At 60.8% G+C, this 16,545-nt stretch carries 12 protein-coding genes and 1 pseudogene; 5 read left to right on the forward strand and 8 right to left on the reverse strand.

Annotation, left to right across the window (positions count from 1 at the left end; translation table 11 throughout):
• Window positions 1-238: 238 nt before the first annotated feature.
• The gene (locus A6A03_RS17075; protein WP_066790711.1) at window positions 239-1,657 is read right to left on the reverse strand and encodes an aspartate kinase; all 1,419 of its coding nucleotides are present in this window, start codon (window positions 1,655-1,657) and stop codon (window positions 239-241) included.
• A 347-nt stretch (window positions 1,658-2,004) separates the two neighbouring features.
• Window positions 2,005-2,973 carry a quinone oxidoreductase family protein gene (locus A6A03_RS17080; RefSeq protein WP_066790713.1) on the reverse strand — a complete coding sequence of 323 codons (969 nt, stop codon included), beginning with the start codon at window positions 2,971-2,973 and terminating at the stop codon, window positions 2,005-2,007.
• 364 nt (window positions 2,974-3,337) lie between these two features.
• On the opposite strand from A6A03_RS17080, the gene A6A03_RS17085 reads away from it, so the two are divergent.
• The 4 genes from A6A03_RS17085 to A6A03_RS21015 all read left to right on the forward strand — a co-directional run bounded on the left by A6A03_RS17085 (window position 3,338) and on the right by A6A03_RS21015 (window position 6,996).
• Window positions 3,338-3,991, forward strand: coding sequence for a class I SAM-dependent methyltransferase (locus tag A6A03_RS17085; RefSeq protein ID WP_245669042.1), 654 nt, complete (start codon window positions 3,338-3,340; stop codon window positions 3,989-3,991).
• Between the two features lie 38 nt (window positions 3,992-4,029).
• Window positions 4,030-5,337 (forward strand): CpXC domain-containing protein, encoded by a 1,308-nt coding sequence (locus tag A6A03_RS17090; RefSeq protein WP_066790715.1) that lies wholly within the window; start codon window positions 4,030-4,032, stop codon window positions 5,335-5,337.
• On the forward strand, window positions 5,321-6,484 hold the full coding sequence (locus tag A6A03_RS17095) for a glycosyltransferase family 9 protein (RefSeq protein WP_066790728.1): 1,164 nt from the start codon (window positions 5,321-5,323) through the stop codon (window positions 6,482-6,484). Before A6A03_RS17090 ends, A6A03_RS17095 begins: the two co-directional genes overlap by 17 nt.
• A 92-nt stretch (window positions 6,485-6,576) precedes the next feature.
• The gene (locus A6A03_RS21015) at window positions 6,577-6,996 is read left to right on the forward strand and encodes a LysM peptidoglycan-binding domain-containing protein (RefSeq protein ID WP_281181300.1); all 420 of its coding nucleotides are present in this window, start codon (window positions 6,577-6,579) and stop codon (window positions 6,994-6,996) included.
• A gap of 404 nt (window positions 6,997-7,400) precedes the next feature.
• Here the strand turns inward: A6A03_RS21015 and A6A03_RS17105 are convergent, their stop codons facing one another.
• From A6A03_RS17105 to A6A03_RS17130, 6 genes are all read right to left on the reverse strand, one after another.
• Entirely contained in the window at window positions 7,401-7,814 is a 414-nt protein-coding gene (locus A6A03_RS17105) for an ATP-binding protein (RefSeq protein WP_066790716.1), read from the reverse strand.
• A gap of 14 nt (window positions 7,815-7,828) precedes the next feature.
• Complete coding sequence (locus A6A03_RS17110) at window positions 7,829-8,197, reverse strand: STAS domain-containing protein (RefSeq protein ID WP_245669043.1); 369 nt, start codon at window positions 8,195-8,197, stop codon at window positions 7,829-7,831.
• Between the two features lie 6 nt (window positions 8,198-8,203).
• The gene (locus A6A03_RS17115) at window positions 8,204-10,180 is read right to left on the reverse strand and encodes a glycosyltransferase (RefSeq protein WP_066790717.1); all 1,977 of its coding nucleotides are present in this window, start codon (window positions 10,178-10,180) and stop codon (window positions 8,204-8,206) included.
• A 23-nt stretch (window positions 10,181-10,203) separates the two neighbouring features.
• Entirely contained in the window at window positions 10,204-12,261 is a 2,058-nt protein-coding gene (locus A6A03_RS17120) for a cellulose biosynthesis cyclic di-GMP-binding regulatory protein BcsB (protein ID WP_066790718.1), read from the reverse strand.
• Complete coding sequence (locus A6A03_RS17125; protein WP_066790720.1) at window positions 12,258-15,086, reverse strand: response regulator; 2,829 nt, start codon at window positions 15,084-15,086, stop codon at window positions 12,258-12,260. Before A6A03_RS17125 ends, A6A03_RS17120 begins: the two co-directional genes overlap by 4 nt.
• 168 nt (window positions 15,087-15,254) lie before the next feature.
• Window positions 15,255-16,166, reverse strand: a complete 912-nt coding sequence (locus A6A03_RS17130; protein WP_066790723.1) for a DMT family transporter — start codon at window positions 16,164-16,166, stop codon at window positions 15,255-15,257.
• Window positions 16,167-16,280: 114 nt separating this feature from the next.
• Here A6A03_RS17130 and A6A03_RS20750 point away from each other — a divergent pair.
• A pseudogene (locus A6A03_RS20750) lies at window positions 16,281-16,545 on the forward strand (plastocyanin/azurin family copper-binding protein); the annotation flags it as partial.

A 16,545-nucleotide genomic window follows, 5' to 3' on the forward strand; every position in this document is an offset into this window, starting at 1 on the left:
ACACCGGCTCATTCCCCCCTTCGTGCATCCGTCCCGGCCCCATCGGGGACCGCACCGCCGTGCGGCGCGCCACACCGGCTCGTTCCCCCATTCATTCACCCGTCCCGGCCCCATGGGGAAACCGCACGGCCATGCGGCGCTCCACACCGGCTCATTCCCCCCTTCGTGCATCCGTCCCGGCCCCATCGGGGACCGCACCGCCGTGCGGCGCGCCACACCGACTCGTTCCCCCATTCGTTTATTCGTTCCCCCCATTCGTTGTCACGAAAGCCCCATGCACCGCCCGCACCGCCTTATCGGCGTCTGCTTCCGAGACGACCAGCGAGATATTGTTCTCGGTGCTGCCCTGCGCAATTGCGATCACGTTGACCCCCGCCGCGCCGAGTGCGCCAAATACCCGCCCGGCAATCCCCGGCGTGCCCCGCATGCCCGACCCGACCACAGCCACGATCACAACCGGCGCAATTGTGCCGATATGCTCGACATCGTGGGCGGCAAATTCGCGATCCAGCTCGCAGCGCAGCTCATTCACCACCTTCGCCGCTTCGTCACCCGGCACCGCAAAACAGACGCTCTGCTCGCTACTAGCCTGCGAGATCAGCAACACATTCGCGCCGGCCCGCGCCACCGCACCAAAGATACGCGCCGCCACGCCGGTCAAACCAAGCATACCCGGCCCGCCGACGGTGATCAGACTCAACCCTTTGATCGCCGTAATTGCCCGCACACTCTCGCCATCGCCTTCGGCGTCAATCAACGTCCCCGGATGGCTGGGGTTGAAGGTGTTGCGGATGCGGATCGGGATGCGGCGATGCACCAGCGGCTGCACCGTCTTGGGGTGCAGTACATTCGCCCCGTAGTAGGCCATCTCACCCATCTCGGCATACGACAGCCGGGGCAGCGTGCGCGCTTCGGGCACAACTTTCGGATTCGCCGACAACACCCCGTCCACTTCCTTCCAGAACCACACCTCGTCGGCATCGAGATCGGCGCCGAGGATGGCGCAGGTGTAATCAGAACCACCCCGGCCCAGCGTCGTCGGCACCCCGGCCCGCGTCGCACCGATAAAGCCGGTCACCACTGGCACCCGCTTCGCCGCCAGCAACGGCAACAACCGTGCCCGGCTGCGCTCGCGCGTATCCGGTTCGATCGGCGAAGCGTTGCCGTAGCGGTCATCGGTCACAATCAGCTCAGTAGCATCGATTGCTTCAGCGTCAATTCCGGCGCTGCGCAGCGCCGCCGCAATCAAGCGCGCATTGATCCGCTCGCCCAACCCGCTGAACAGGTCAAGCGCGCGCGGCGTCAGCTCGCCAAGCACCGCAATGCTGCGCGACAGATCGCTCATGTAGTCGAGCATAGCCCGAATTTCCGGTTCAAGCGCCGCGCGCTCTTCCGGCGTCACCAGTTCATTCGCCACCCGCATGTGTAGATCGAGCAGGCGCGGCGTGACCTGCGCCGTGGCATTGCCATCACCCGCCGCCGCCGCCTTCGCCGCCGCGATCAAGGTGTCGGTGGTGCGCAGATCAGGCGCATTCATCGCCGATACCACCACTACTACCTCATGATCACGGGCATACCCGCCGACAATCTCTGTCACCCGCCGGATCGCATCGGCGCTGCCGACCGAGGTGCCACCAAATTTCATCACCAGCCGCATAGATGTTATCTCCTTCTCACGCTAACAAAAACGTCGCGGCGCGCAATGTGCGCTTCACCGCGACGTGAATACCGTTATGAATGCTAACGCAAAGACGCTAAGGTTTTTTAACGCAAAGACGCTAAGGTTTTCGCGCAAAGACGCTAAGGTTTTCGCGCAAAGACGCTAAGGTTTTCGCGCAAAGACGCTCAGATATGACATAGTAGAGATCAGCGCACTTTAGGCCCCCATCAAACCCTCTGCGTCCTCTGCGTTCTCTGCGCCTTTGCGTTTAATCCCCTCTGCGTCCTCTGCGCCTTTGCGTTTAATCCCCTCTGCGTCTCTGCCCCCTCTGCGCCTTTGCCTCATCACGGGATGAGCAACAGCTTCCCGCTCGTCGCCCGGCTCGCCAAGGCGATCTGCGCCTCGGCTGCCTCGGCCAGCGGATAGCGCCGGTCGATCCGCACCTGCAACTCACCCGCGCCGATCCACGCAAACAGATCGCTGGCCCGCCAGCGCAACTCGTCGGGGGTCGCGATGTAGTGAAAGAGGGTAGGCCGGGTCATAAACAACGAACCCTTGCTGCTGAGGGTCAGCGGCGAAATCGGCGGCACCGGCCCGCTGGCGTTGCCAAAGGTGACGAACATCCCGCGCGGACGCAAGCTGTCGAGGCTACCTTCCGCCGTGCTCGCCCCCACCGAGTCGTACACCACATCCACCCCGCGCCCGCCGGTAAAAGCCCGCGCCCACTCGACAAACGACTCGCGGGTGTAGATGACCACCTCGTCGGCGCCGGCAGCGCGGGCCAGCTCCGCCTTTTCCTCGGTCGAGACAGTGCCGATCACCCGCGCCCCCAGCCGTTTGGCGATCTGGATCAGCAACAACCCCACCCCGCCGGCAGCGGCATGCACCAGACACGTATCGCCTGCTTTTAACGGAAACGTGCTCAAAGTGAGATAGTGCGCCGTCATGCCTTGCAACAGCACTGCCGCTGCGGTTTCCAGATCGACAGTATCAGGCACCCGCACCAGCTTATCGGCTGGCGCCAGCGCATATTCGGCATAGCCGCCGATCGCAGTCACGCAACCCACCCGGTCGCCAACTACCCACTCGCTGACACCCGCACCGACCGCATCAACGATGCCGGCCACCTCCAGACCCAGCGTAAACGGCAACGGCTGCGGGTAGAGACCACTCCGATGGTAGATGTCGATAAAATTCACTCCCGCCGCTGCCACCTTCACTCGTACCTGCCCCGGCCCCGGCTCCGGCATCGGAATCTCGACCAGTTGCAACTGCTCTGGCCCGCCGGTCTGGTGGATCTGGATCGCCCGCATCGTTGCACCTCGCTGAAAGCTCGCCCTTGCGCTTAGATCAAAAACCGACCTATACTATAACATAGCGTCGCTGCTCCGGTGTTAGCCGGTGCAGATAGCGACTGATGGATTGCGACAGCGTACCTGCCGCGTCCATTTCCGTCGCCCAAACGAGCAGGCGCGCGTAACATCGGGCCGGCTTCTCTAGCGAGGCTGTGGCAGCTCGGCTGCTGCACACCGCCGAGGTGCTAGTCTAGGCAGCATAGCTGCTGCATCCTTCAGCAATCATCATTGGTCAATCCGTTCTGTTCACAGACTGTAACCAGAGAGATGTTCGCAACCGTGGGGAATAAGCAGCATCGCTGGATGAGCCAATCTTTGTGCAATGACTAACCAGATGGGGGCAATAGTGCGTCAAAGCGGTCTTCCACCCGAATATTTCGAGCGGTACGATGAGAGCGATGATCGCCTCTTCTACCTCTACCCCCGTCTCACTGCCCATATTGATGAACTGGCTTGCTGCGCCGTAACTCAGTTAATCCGCGAGGAACTGCCCAACGGCGGCTGCCTGCTCGACTTGATGAGCAGTTATGTCAGCCATCTGCCAACTGATATTCCGCTGACCCGCGTGGTTGGGCTTGGTCTCAACGAAGAAGAGCTGCGGCTTAACCGGCAGCTCCACGAGTATGTCATCCACGACCTTAACGAAAACCCGCAGTTGCCCTTCGCCGACGCCACCTTCGACGGCGTCATCTGCACCGTCTCCGTCCAATACATGACGCGCCCGGTCGAGGTCTTCGCTGAAGTGGCCCGTATCCTCAAGCCGGGAGGCCCCTTCATCGTCACCTTTTCCAACCGCTGCTTCCCCAGTAAAGCCGTGCGGGTCTGGTTAGCCACTAACGACCGCCAACACATGGAGTTGGTGCGGTACTACTTCGAGCTGGCCGGCGGTTTTGAACAGATCCGGTGTCTTGACCGTTCGCCTCATCATTGGCTGAGCGATCCTCTCTACGCCGTTGTTGGGCGACGAGTGGTATAATCAGCGACGAACGAAATGGTAGACACTGGAGAAGATCAATGCCTTCGGCCCCTCCTCAACCGGTTCAACTCGCCTGCCCATCCTGCGGCACTCGCTTCCGCTCGCTGGTCTATACGATTGTCGATGGCGGCGAGCAGCCCGAACTCAAAGCGGCGCTGCTCACCGGCCAATTGAATGTCGCCGTCTGCCCCGGCTGCGGACTGGCCAGTATGCTCAGTGCGCCGTTGATCTATCACGATGCCGGCAAGCAGCTCTTTCTCGTCTACGTACCGCAAGAGCTGAATAGCCAGCCCAAAGAGATTGAGCAATTCGTCGGCGATGCCTCGGCGTTTATGCTTCGCGCCTTGCCTGCCGACGCGCCCCGCGGCTATCTGCTGGCGCCTCGCCGCTTCCTGACCCTGCAATCGCTGATCGAAGCCATTTACGAAGCCGACGGTGTCTCTGCCGAAGACTTGCGCCGCCAGAATCGCTATGTTGAGATTTTGACCGAGCTGGTCAATCTGGTTGAAGACGATGCCCAGTTTACTGAGGCGGCCCAACGCTACACCGCCGAGCTTACGCCAGAGTTTTTTGCCACCCTCGACGCATTTATCAACGCTACCAATGACGCGCAGGCCCACATGCGCACGATGCTGATCAAGGTGCGCGAGAAGCTGCAAGCGCACGTCGCTCGCGCCGCCGCCTTGGCCGCCGCCGAAGAGGTTAAGGCCGCCATCGAGCGCCTCCGCACTGCCAGCGACGATGAGCTGCCGGCCGCTGTCCACGAATTGCGCCCGCTGATCGATTACGGCTTCTTTGAATTGTGGACTGAACAGATCGAGGCGGCTGAAGCCGCTGGCGACACGGCTACGGCCCAGATGCTCACCGCGCGGCGCACGCGCATCCTTGAGCTGGTCGAAGCGATTGACCGCGCCGCGCAAGAGCTGTTCGAGCGCGGTAGCGCCTTGATCGACGCGGTATTATCCACGCCCGATCCCGTAGCGGCGCTGCGCGAACGGGCCGCTGAAGTGGATGAAGGCTTGCTGACAGTCATTTCGGCCAGCATTGCCGCCGCTCATCACGCCGGCAGTGTAGAACTGGTCGAGCAGCTTGAAAAGCTGGCGACCGCTGCCCAAGACATTATCGAGTCGCGGCTCTCACCCGAAGATCGCTTTATCAACGAGCTGCTCGCCCAAGAGACAACGGCTGAGGCCACGCGCTTGTTGCGCAAGAACGTGACCAAGATCACGCCTGACTTGGCTCGCCGCCTCAACGAGCGGGCCGCCGAGGAGGAGAAGCGCGCCAATCAAGCGGTTGCCGAACGATTGCGCCAATTGGCCCGTGAAGCAAGTGCGTTACTCTTCTAAACACCGTGCCGTTGTCGCCGTCATCGCCGCCGTCGCTCGCCCATTGGCGCGCCGCGCGCCGGCTGATCCGCCGCACCGGGTGCTGATCATCAAACCCGATCACCTCGGTGATCTGTTGCTGGCGACGCCGGCGCTGGCCGCACTGCGGGAGGCGTTGCCCGCAACGCACCTTACGGCGCTGGTCGGGCCGTGGGCTGCCATGATGTGGCAGCGCTTGCCCGACCTCGACGCGATCGAGACGCTGCCCTTCCCCGCCTTCGATCGCACCGCTGCCAAACCCATGCCGCTCGCGCCGTATACCCTCTTGCTGCGCGCGGCATGGCGGCTGCGCCGGCAGCGCTACGATGCTGCCCTCATCATGCGCGATGACCATTGGTGGGGCGCGGCGCTCGCCCTGCTGGCCGGCATTCCCCACCGGATCGGCTTTGCCCACCCGCTCTGCCAACCGCTGCTCAGCGCGGCATTGCCCTACGATCCCCGCCAGCACGTGACCCAACAGGCGCTCGATCTCGTGGCAGCTCTCACTGGCGCCAAACCCACGCCGGGGCCGCTGCGCTTCCCGCCCACCCCCGCTGCACAGGAATGGGCAGCGACATGGCTCCACCACCATAGCGCACCGGATGCGCAGGTGATTATCCTCCATCCCGGCACCGGCGGCCCCACCAAACACTGGCTGCGCGAGCACTGGATCACCCTGATCCAAGGGTTGCGCCAACCGGGCCGGCAGATTGTCCTCACCGGCAGTCCCGCCGAAGGCGCTGAGCTAGCCGCGATTGCCGCCGCCCAACCTGATGTGTTGGCGCTGAGCGCCGAACTCACCATCGACCGGCTCGCCGCGTTGCTTGGTCGCGCTGCACTGGTGATTGGCGTTGATAGCGGCCCGCTCCATATCGCTGTCAGCCAAGGCGCGCCCACGATCCACCTCTTCGGGCCAAGCGATCCGCTCCGCTTCGGGCCGTGGGGTGATCCGGCCCGCCAGCGCGTCATCAGCGCCAACCTGCCTTGTAGCCCCTGCGGCGTCTTCGCCGCCTGCCCGCGCGCCACCAACCCGCCCGAATGCATGGCGGCCATCCAACCGGCCCATGTGCTGGCCGTCGCGGAAACGATATTGCAGCACCGGCGTCACCACACGCCGGCCCCCCGCTGAACCGGCGATGTCCCTGCCACTGCGCCTGTCACGGTTTCGTCATGGCGAAACCGCATTGACGTCGATTCGACCGCCTGCTACAATGATTCGTTGTGACCGCAAAGGTGCCAATAAAGGGGGTGATTGTGGTGCGCCAACTGTGGGTTGGGATAATGGGGGCGCTCATTTTGTGCGCTAGTATGGCATTGACTGCCTGCCTGCCCGATCCGCCGCCGCGCAATCTGCCCACGCTACCGGCCATTCTCGACATTACGCCCGCGCCAACCCTCGATATCGACGCTACAGCGACAGCCTACGCCAGCGCCCCGCGCCCAACGCCGACGGTAGCGGCATTGTATATCGTGCAAGCCGGCGATACCCTCAGCGCCATCGCCGAACGTTTCAGCGTCACCGTTGATGAGCTGGTCGCAGCCAACAACCTCACCGATCCCAACTTCATCCAACCCGGCCAAACCTTGCTCATCCCGTCGCTGATCGGCACCCCGCGCCCAGCCCTCACCCCAACGCCATAAACGGGGCATCGCCGCACCCCAGTTGTCATCGCGAGCCGCACGGTAGGGGCGCTGCGCGGCTCTGCCCGCCGTGCGGCGCAGCAATCTCCCCCAAGAGCGGGTTGAGGGGCGGACAGAAATCTGGTCACAGACAACCGTTAATCGCTGGGCGATGCCTCAAAGCGTAGCTCAACACTCCCCTCTCCCGCGCCAGTGGGAGAGGGGATGGGGGTGAGGGCGTCAACGCAAAGCCGCAACGCGAGCAGAGGCGCAAAGATTCTTAACGCCAAGCCGCAACGCACGCGAAGATCGCAAAGGTTTTTGGGATGGTGATGATCCTCCACGTCCTCTGCGGTAAACCTACCCCCAAAAGGGGGCGGGGGGGAGGGCGGCTGGCGTCCGGCAGTCCCACTGCCGCATCTTCATCACCCCTGCCGCACTGCCAACACCAACCGCCAACAATTGAGATTACGGAACCGGCGGTACTGCAACGTATCAAGGATCGCGCCGGCAATCGCCAACCCACGCCCGCTCTCGTGCCAATCTTCTGGGAGCGAGGTTGCTAGTGCCGGCCTCTCCCATGCGCGCCCTCGATCAACCAAGCGGGCCTCGATTCGCGCCGGGGTAGAACGTAACCGCAACTGAATCGGCCCATCACCCGGCCCCACCGCATACTGCAAGATATTCGCCACCACCTCGGCGATCGCTGTGTTAAACCGTATCTGCGCCTCAGGCGCCACCCCGGCTTCATTCCAAAATGCAGCCAGTGCGGTATGCAACTGCTCAATCCCTTCCGACGGCACGACGCTGAGTTCATACTGGCGCTCGATACGGTTCATAGCGCATCTCGGAACTACAAGTTCGCCTGCAAAGCCTCAGCCACATTAGGGTAGGGACGTAAGACCCGGTTAAGCGTGGTCAATTCCAAAATTGCCTGCGCCTGCGCACCCACACTGGCCAGCCGTAGATCACCGCCGGCCAACCGGGTCGCTTTCAAGCCGCCGATGAGCGCGCCCAGCCCTGAACTATCAACAAAACTGACTTCGCTCATATCAACCACTAATAGCCGAAAGCCTTCGTTGACGGCCTGCACCAGCCGTTGCTTCACCTCTGCGGCGACTAACAGATCGAGCCGGCCCCGTAACTGAACCACTGCCGTGCGTTCGTCCACTGGATTGACCGTAATCTCCATCAACGCCCCCTTCACAAACTCTGGCGCCATACACTACTACTGCTCCTCGGTAGGTTGGTACATTGCGGCATCGATGACTACACTGAGCATAACCAGATCATACACGGCCCAAAAGACATTGACCACCACTGGCAATCCATCGCTCCGCCAGCCCAACGCCAATTGCCCTAGCCCCACTACAATCGCTATCGCAAGCAATGCCATCATCATGAGCTGCCAGCGCACCAGCCCAAAATAACGTCCCGCTTGGCGGGTCTTCGGCGTCACGATAAAACCGAGTTTTTTACCGAACCACACATTGGCTGCCGCGGTCGTCACCGCCTTGATCCAGAGCGGAAAGAGCGCCAGACTGTATTGCTGCCCGCGCCATGTTGGCCGGCCCCAACTGATCACGGCAAAGAGCAATTGGTTGATGATCAGATACGGCGCCAACCGCCAGAAGAATTCATCGGATAACGCATTGACTGGCAATAACCCAAAGACGAGGTACAGCACCGGTGAGATCAAATAAATAATCGTCGGCACCCCCGACAGATAGCTCCACATCGTATCAAAATAGGCGAGGCGCTGGCCCAAACTCAAACCCGGCAAGGTCAGCGGATTCTCTCGCAGCATCACTTGAATCGTACCCTGCGCCCACCGTAATCGCTGTTGCAGCGCGCTGCGCAGATCTTCCGGCGCCAACCCATGGGCCAATATTTCATCATGGTAGACCGAGCGCCAACCGGTTGCATGCATGCGCATCGCCGTGGACATATCTTCGGTGACCGAGATCGTCGAAATCGGCAGATAATCCATCGCCTCATTCACAAGCAGCGGGATGAGTTGCCGCACCGTCTCGATCGCCGCCAATGGCGATCGATCACGTGCTGCCAGTTCCGCCAAGAGTGCTTCGTCATTCAACGCGCGCATAATCTCGGCAGCTTCGACCGCTTGAATCTCGGCCAAATCAGCCATGATTTGCTGTAAATCAGCCGCCACCACCATCCGCGCCGCTTCTTCGGCCCGCCGCTGAAACCGCTCAGTCACTTCCTGAAACGTATCACCACGATCCAGCTCGCGCCGCGCTTGCGCCACCGCCCTACGCAGCTCGCGCAGGGCCGGCGCTATCCGCTGCCGATCCGCTTTGGTCAAGCGCCGTTCCGCTTGCCGGATCACCGTATCCGCCTCGCGTAACGCCCGCCGGATCCGCCGCTCGACATCGCGCACAAAGAAGCGCAAGCCGGTACGGGCCAACGCTTCGCGGCGCAAAACGGCATTAGAACCACAGAAAAACGCTGCGTTCCAGCCATCTTTCCCCTGTTGGATCGGGCCGTAAAAGAGCGGCGCTTGGCTGCCGAACGGATCGCCCGGCGGCACATTGATAAAGTATTGCGGCGTCTGCACTAACGCGACCAGTGGATCGGCAAAATAACCGAGGGTGCGATCAAGGATCTGCGGCAACGGCACCTGATCGGCGTCAAGGATCAACACAAAATCACCGGTTGTTTGCTCAAGTGCATTGATTAAATTGCCAGCTTTGGCGTGTCGATCAAATCCCTTCCATACCGCCGAACGGGTGATATAGCCACATCCCTCTTCCGCTGCCATCGCCCGCATTGCCGGACTGTTGCCATCATCGAGCAGATAGGTCTGGTGCGGATAGCGAATCGCGATCGCCGCCCGCACCGTCTTGCGCACCAGTTCGACCGGCTCGTTATAGCAGGTAATAAAGACATCAACCCGCAGACCGGAAGGAGCCGGCGGCGGTTCGCCCCGCTCGCGCAGCCGAAAGACGGTGAGACCAAAGAGGAAGCTGCCAATATAGCTGTACAGCTCAGCGCCAAACAAGGCTAACGCAAACAGCCACGCATTCCAATTGAGCGAAACGGCTCCCCGCCAGAGCAGGTAGTACGCACCGAGTATCAGGTTGGTAATGACCAGAATCTTGATCAGGCCACGCCGGAACGCCGCCCATTCCGCCGGCCCCCAACTGGTGCCCAGTACGATTGTGGTGAGGTGCGAAGACTGCATAGGCGTAGCCAAACCAAAGCGCTTTACGGTTTGCGCAGCCAACGAATGCGAACAACCAACACCGCCGTTGCCAGCAAGGCAATCAGCAAGATCCCGCCGACAAATTGCCACGCCGGAATGCGCTCAAGCAGCACCACTTCAATCCGCGGCGTCAAGGTTTGCGGTGGCGCGGCTAGCGGCGGCGTCAATGGCACAACCGTACTGTCGCGATCACCCGTGATCTGGGCCTGCGCACCCCGGAGCACACGCAGCAACGCCCGTTCGCGCAATGCCCGCACCCCTAGCCGCATACCGGCGCCATCAGCAGCATCAATCAACAACACCCGCGCCCCGGATTGCCACGGCGACGGGATCAGGCGCAACGTCGCTTGTGCGCCACGACCGGGTTGATACACAAACGGCGTGTTCGCAGCGGTATTAAGCGTTGTTGTCAACTGATTACGGTTGCGATCGCCCAAAATAGCTAATGGCCCATTGCGGTCGTCACCGATCGCATCTGCCGTGACGAGAATTGGCGGTAGCGTCTCAGGCGTCGCGCTCCAACGCCCCATTGCTGCCGCTAACTCTAGCCCGGCTTGGATCTCTGTGGCAGTTGGTTGCGCCGGTAATACCAATCGCGCGCTCGTATTACCAATGAGTGCTGCGGGAAACCGGCCCAGATCGTCTGTGGCTGCCGAATCATGGGGTAAACGCCACGCCGAGGTCGGTTCAATGATCGCCCACGCCGCCGATGTATTGACCTCTTCACAGCCATTGTTCGGCAGATCGAGATACAAGCGCGCTTGGAGATCAATTTGGCGCAACGGCGTACCGGCCAGATCACTGTTGAGCAGATCGGCGGGCAGCTCAAACCGATACCGCTCGATCGCATTGGTTTCTACCCGCAGCCGCTGCGAACCAAGGGTAATGCCATTGACCGCTACTGCCAACCACGATGTTTCCGGCACGAGGCCAGCCGCCGCCACCACGTGCAATTCGAGGGTCGCACCCACCCGTAGATCCCATCCCGGCGGACGCTCGAAGGCATAGTCGATCTGGTGTTCACCCGCACCGCTTACCCGGCGCTGCGCGATGCCCAACTGGGCAAAACTGGCCGCGCCCTCCCGCCACGCTGCGGCCACCGGCGCCGGTGGCGCTTGCGGCACCGCCAAGACCGGCGCCGCCGGCAACACGGTCGTCAACGCCTGCGCGGCATACGTTAATGCGGTCGGAGTTGCGCCTGCCACCAGCAGGTGCGGCGGCGCAGTAGGCGCCAATGCCAAAATGCCGTGATCGACCGGAATAGCCTGCCCATCCACTTCATAGGCAGTGCCATTCCAGCGCACCGTCCCCCAATCTCCTGCCGGCAACGGCCCTAAGGCGACCACTATCGCAGGAGCTTGGGCAGGAAGCACGTCTGCCACCGTCAAGACCGGATCTTGCCCGGCCAGCGCTGACCATTGCCCAACCGCAAAGGCCGCAATGCCGCCTGCCCGTAAAATCGCCGGATCGGTGGCCGGTGATAAGACCAGTGCCGGCGGCAACCGAGTGGTAGGTGCGCTGAGGGGCAACGGCGCAAACAATGCCGCCAGATCGGCCAAGGTTCCTTCCGTTACCGGTTGCAAATCCAGCCGGAGGGTTGAATCACCGCTCACGACTGTCCATAACGCCGGATTCTGCACCTCTTCGCAGGCGTCATCGGTCAAGCGCATGTGAACCTGCACCTGCACAAACAACCCCGGCCCGGTAAAACCGGCCACCGGCAATGGCACCGCCAACGCCCCATCCGCAGCGTTTTCCGCCGTCAGCCGGGTGCTCGCCAGCGACTGTCCGTTCAACGCAACCGTGATCGTTGATCGATCAGACCGTAACAATGGCGAGTGGCTAAATCGAAGTGTTAACAAGCCATCACTCGCCGGACGCAACCCGGTCGGGATCGGAAAGTAATAATCGAGCACCGCATCGATCCCGCGCGCTGTGCGATCGCCGTAGCCAAGGTCGGCAAAGCGTTTGGCCGCGCTTTGGCCTTGGACTGGCGCCGGAGCGATGACCGTGAGCAAGATCACGAGCAAGACTAGCCACCATCGCATCCACAGGCTCATGCTGCATCCTCTGACAATCCATCCCGCACGAGCACCACCACTGTTAAGTCATCGGTCAATGGGCCGAGCAAAGCCGGGAGTGCCAATAACCGGTCAACGATCGCCGTCGCCGACATCCCATCGGCGAGCAGGTCATTGATCTGGAGCGGTTCCCGCGCTAACGCCGGCCACGGATCAAGCAACCCATCACTAAACAAGATCAAAGCATCACCGGGGTTCAGCACCGCTTCACCCTGCCGGTACGGCTCGTGCGAGAAAATGCCTAGCGGCGCACCCCGTGGTTCGAGCCGATCACATTGCCCGCCATGGCGACGGATGAAACCTAACCCATGGCCAGCATCGACAAAGGCTAGGGTATGGGTCATTAAGTTTAACTGCAAATGGCACAATGTCACAAAGCTGTTGGTGCGGTCAAGATCGGCATGCAAGGCATTCACTGCATACCGCATATTCACTTCTGGCGATGTATCGCGCGCTACCGAACGAATCACCGCGCGCGTGGTCGTCATCAACAACGCCGCCGACATCCCCTTGCCCATCACGTCGCCAAACGTTAGATTTAACAAATGCGGCGCCGGGAAGTGCCAATCGTAGAAGTCACCGCCAACCTCACGCGCTGGAATGCAGCGAGCCGCAATCGTGTACCCCGGCAGACGCGGCATCTGCTGTGGCAGCATTTCCGATTGAATCTGCGCAGCATGTTTGATTTCGGCTTCCAATTCGCGCCGCTTCTCGTCGAGCCGGCGTTGCAAGGCGGCATTCTCGCGCCGTAGCCGGAGATTCGCCAGCGTGCGCTCGATGACGACCAACAGCTCTTGCCGATCGATCGGTTTGCGTAGATAGTCGTCGGCGCCGTGGCGTATCGCATTCACTGCAATCTGCTCTGAGCCAAACGCGGTCGTCATAATCACCGCCGGCTCCGGCCCCATCTGGCGCACGTTATCCAACACGTCGATCCCACTGATTTCCGGCATCAGAATGTCAATTAACGCAACGTCAATCCCACCTTGGGCAATCCGCTGCAATGCCTCAAAACCGTTGTGCGTCAATTCAACCCGATAGCCGGCATCAGCGAGCCAGAGTTGCAACAACCGGCCCACATCCGGGTCATCATCAACCACCAACACCACCGGCGCATTGTGGAGCCGATTGGAGGCTAACGGCAAGACGCGGCGCTGCGGCGGCTGCCCAATCTGCGCATCGGCGATCAAGACCTGATTGCGGCCATGCCGCTTGGCCTGATACAGCGCCGCATCAGCCTTTTCAACCAACCCGCTGGCATCAATCCCCTGCGCCCATTCAGCAATGCCGGCTGAAAACGTCACCCGCAACGGCTCGCCCTCGCGCTGATGTTCGATATGGGCAAACCGCTCGCGCAAGCTGTCAATGACCATTGCCGCACTCGCCGCCCGCGTTTCCGGCATCACGATCAAAAACTCTTCCCCGCCATAACGACCGATCAAATCAGTCGCGCGCAGCCGCTGCCGCAACAACCGGGCCAAGCTCTTCAAAACCCGATCGCCGGATTGATGGCCGTACCGATCATTGACCTGCTTGAAATGGTCAATATCGATCAACACCACCGACAACGGCTGGTTGCTCCGGCGCGCGCGCGCCACCTCGCGGATCAGTAAATCTTGGGTGACGCTGTGATTAAACAACCCGGTGAGGCTATCACGCACCATCAAGCTACGCATCGCCCGCGCTCGCTGAATGCGTGAACTGATCGCGGCCACCAGATGCTCTAAATTGATAGGTTTCGTCAGAAAATCGTCGCCACCTTGCGCCAACACCGCCAACTGCGCCGAGCGATCGGTTTCTCCCGATAAGAAGACAATCGGTATACTGTGGTTTTCCGGCTGCTGGCGAATGACTGCGGCTAATTCCTGCCCGTTACAGCCGGGCATATAGACATCGAGCAAGATGAGATCCGGCGGCTGTTCGGCCAATAACATCGGCGCTTCCAGCGGATCGGTTGTGGTCACCACCCGCATCCCAGCCGCCCGTAACGCCAACGCATACACCTCTGCCATTAACGGCGAATCGTCAACGATCAGCACCGTATACGGCTCTGCAATCACCCGCTGCGTCATTTGATCAATCTGATCAATCAGCAAGCCGACATCGATCGGGCGCGTGAAATAGCCGCGCCCGCCGGCCCGCACCGCAGCGAGGCGCAATGTGAAATCTGATGAACTGGCGGTAAAGAACATCGGCAGCGCTTGGCCGTATCGATCATACAAAAGGGCAGCCGCAGCTATCCCGCTCTGTTCCCCTTCTTGCAGATCAAGATCGAGAATGAGCACGTTCGGCATCTGGCGCGCGACTGCCGCTAACAGTTCGGCGCTGCTGAGAAACTGGGCCGTGGTATAACCGAAATACGCGATTTGGCGCGCTAATTCATCTGTCTCGTCTTGATTGCGCCCGGCCAGATAAATCAGCGTCGCGGCTGCCGCCGATTGTCCACGGCTGAGCGATTGCGGCGCTGGTGTGCTGCGATTACGCATCACATCAAGTAGATGTTCCACCAGTGACGCCAGACTCGCCGCTGCCGCATTTGCATCGGCCCGCTGGATCACCGGCTGCAGGGCAGCGTCAAGCGCGCGCGCCGCATCACTGACCGCTGCAAGCCCGAATGTCGCTCCTGAACCGGCCAAATTGTGCGCAATCCGTTGTAGCTCGTACAGATCATCTGGTTGCAATGGGCCGTCTTGCCATCGCGCCCAAATTGCTTCGATCTGCCTGATCTTTGCCTCGATCTGGGCAAGATACTGCTGTTGGAGATCTGTGAAGAGGGAGTGCGCCTCGTTAGGATTTGCCTTCATACCATCTCACGCTCCCTCAGCCGTCTGATCCGGCGCATCACGCGCCCTCAGACGATCCATCGGTTACGTATTATCATACTCGATTGAACGTTTTTCTTACGAACCGTGGTGGATCGAACCGAGCAATTCGGATTAAGAAATCCTAACAACATTGGTTGCGACCCTTTCCTACAGACGGCTGGGTTCCGGCGGCGATATGACCACTAACGCTACCCCAACCGAAGCGATAACCAACCCGCCAACCGCCAGCCAACCGAGCCGCTCGCCAAACAAGAACCATGCTTCAACTGCGGTTGCCGGCGGCACCAGATAAAACAGGCTGGACACTCGCGCTGCTGAACGCGAGCGGATCAAGAGCATCAAGAGCAAAATCGCACCAATTGATAAGACGAGCGTCAACCATAGCAACGCTCCGATCAGGGCCGGCTGCCAATCAATCGTATGGCTTTCAAACACCAGCGCCAGCGGCGCTGTCATCAGCAACGCCCCCAGATATTGGGCCCACGTACCGCTCAGCAACGGCAATCCGGCGCCAAATCGTTTTTGGTACAAAGTGCCGGCAGTAGTGGCCAGCAAGGCGATGATCGCCGCTGTCAGCGTAACCGGCGTAACCAGCGGCGGCCCAGCTACCATCAGTTTATCACTTACGACCGCCGCAACGCCAATCAGCCCAAGCGCCAACCCCAACCATTGCCGCCATGCGATCTGCTCGCCGAGCGCCCACTGGCTGATCAGTGCGGTCAAGATCGGCTGCAAACTGACGATTAGCGCCGTGAGACCCGCCGGCATGCCGCCATCAATCGCAAAAAAGACCCCGCCCAAATAGCCGCTGTGGAGCAGAATTCCAACGATTGCGCTGTGCCCGTAGGCACGAGGTTGCGAGAGCCATGGCTGCTGAAACATCACTGTCAAGCCGCCCAGAATCAGTAACACGAGGACAAAGCGGATGCTAAGGAAGGTGAATGGTTCGATGTACGGCAAGCCAAAACGCGCCCCTATAAATCCGGTACTCCAGAGCAGCACAAACAGGAACGGGGCAATGGTTGCGAGACGGGAAGAAACGGCGATGTGGCTTTTCATGCAGAGTCATTTTCTTTCAGTATAAAACCCTTGTTCATCAAGCTCTCATTTTATGCTAAACTATGGTCTGTGCCGAATATCACGATATCAGGCCAAATGACGAGGAGGTTCCAGATGAGCTGGCGAGGTTCCGGACAGAGTAGTTTTCGTTCGCGCAGCAGCGGTAGTAGTAGCCGCAGCAGCGGCAATGGCGGCTCAAGCTTCTCAGGCGGCAGCGCCGGTGGGCCGCCCCTCAGCGTGATGATCGGGTTGGCGTTTGGCCTTGGGTTCATCGCACTGATCATCATGATCGCCTTCAACGCCAATCAGGGTGGTTTTGTCGCCGCCGGGCCGCGTCCCACCGCTACCCCCCCCCCCCCCCCCCCCCCCCCCCCCCCCC

It is taken from the genome of Chloroflexus islandicus (assembly GCF_001650695.1).
Taxonomy (GTDB): domain Bacteria; phylum Chloroflexota; class Chloroflexia; order Chloroflexales; family Chloroflexaceae; genus Chloroflexus; species Chloroflexus islandicus.

What these genes read in the sequence shown, in the direction of transcription:
- A6A03_RS17080 (WP_066790713.1), bottom strand. Translation starts at nt 2,973, where the DNA reads ATGCGGGCGATCCAGATCCACCAGACCGGCGGGCCAGAGCAGTTGCAA.
- A6A03_RS17085 (WP_245669042.1), top strand. Translation starts at nt 3,338, where the DNA reads ATGACTAACCAGATGGGGGCAATAGTGCGTCAAAGCGGTCTTCCACCC.
- A6A03_RS17075 (WP_066790711.1), bottom strand. Translation starts at nt 1,657, where the DNA reads ATGCGGCTGGTGATGAAATTTGGTGGCACCTCGGTCGGCAGCGCCGAT.
- A6A03_RS17120 (WP_066790718.1), bottom strand. Translation starts at nt 12,261, where the DNA reads ATGAGCCTGTGGATGCGATGGTGGCTAGTCTTGCTCGTGATCTTGCTC.
- A6A03_RS17105 (WP_066790716.1), bottom strand. Translation starts at nt 7,814, where the DNA reads ATGAACCGTATCGAGCGCCAGTATGAACTCAGCGTCGTGCCGTCGGAA.
- A6A03_RS17130 (WP_066790723.1), bottom strand. Translation starts at nt 16,166, where the DNA reads ATGAAAAGCCACATCGCCGTTTCTTCCCGTCTCGCAACCATTGCCCCG.
- A6A03_RS17090 (WP_066790715.1), top strand. Translation starts at nt 4,030, where the DNA reads ATGCCTTCGGCCCCTCCTCAACCGGTTCAACTCGCCTGCCCATCCTGC.
- A6A03_RS17115 (WP_066790717.1), bottom strand. Translation starts at nt 10,180, where the DNA reads ATGCAGTCTTCGCACCTCACCACAATCGTACTGGGCACCAGTTGGGGG.
- A6A03_RS17125 (WP_066790720.1), bottom strand. Translation starts at nt 15,086, where the DNA reads ATGAAGGCAAATCCTAACGAGGCGCACTCCCTCTTCACAGATCTCCAA.
- A6A03_RS17110 (WP_245669043.1), bottom strand. Translation starts at nt 8,197, where the DNA reads ATGGCGCCAGAGTTTGTGAAGGGGGCGTTGATGGAGATTACGGTCAAT.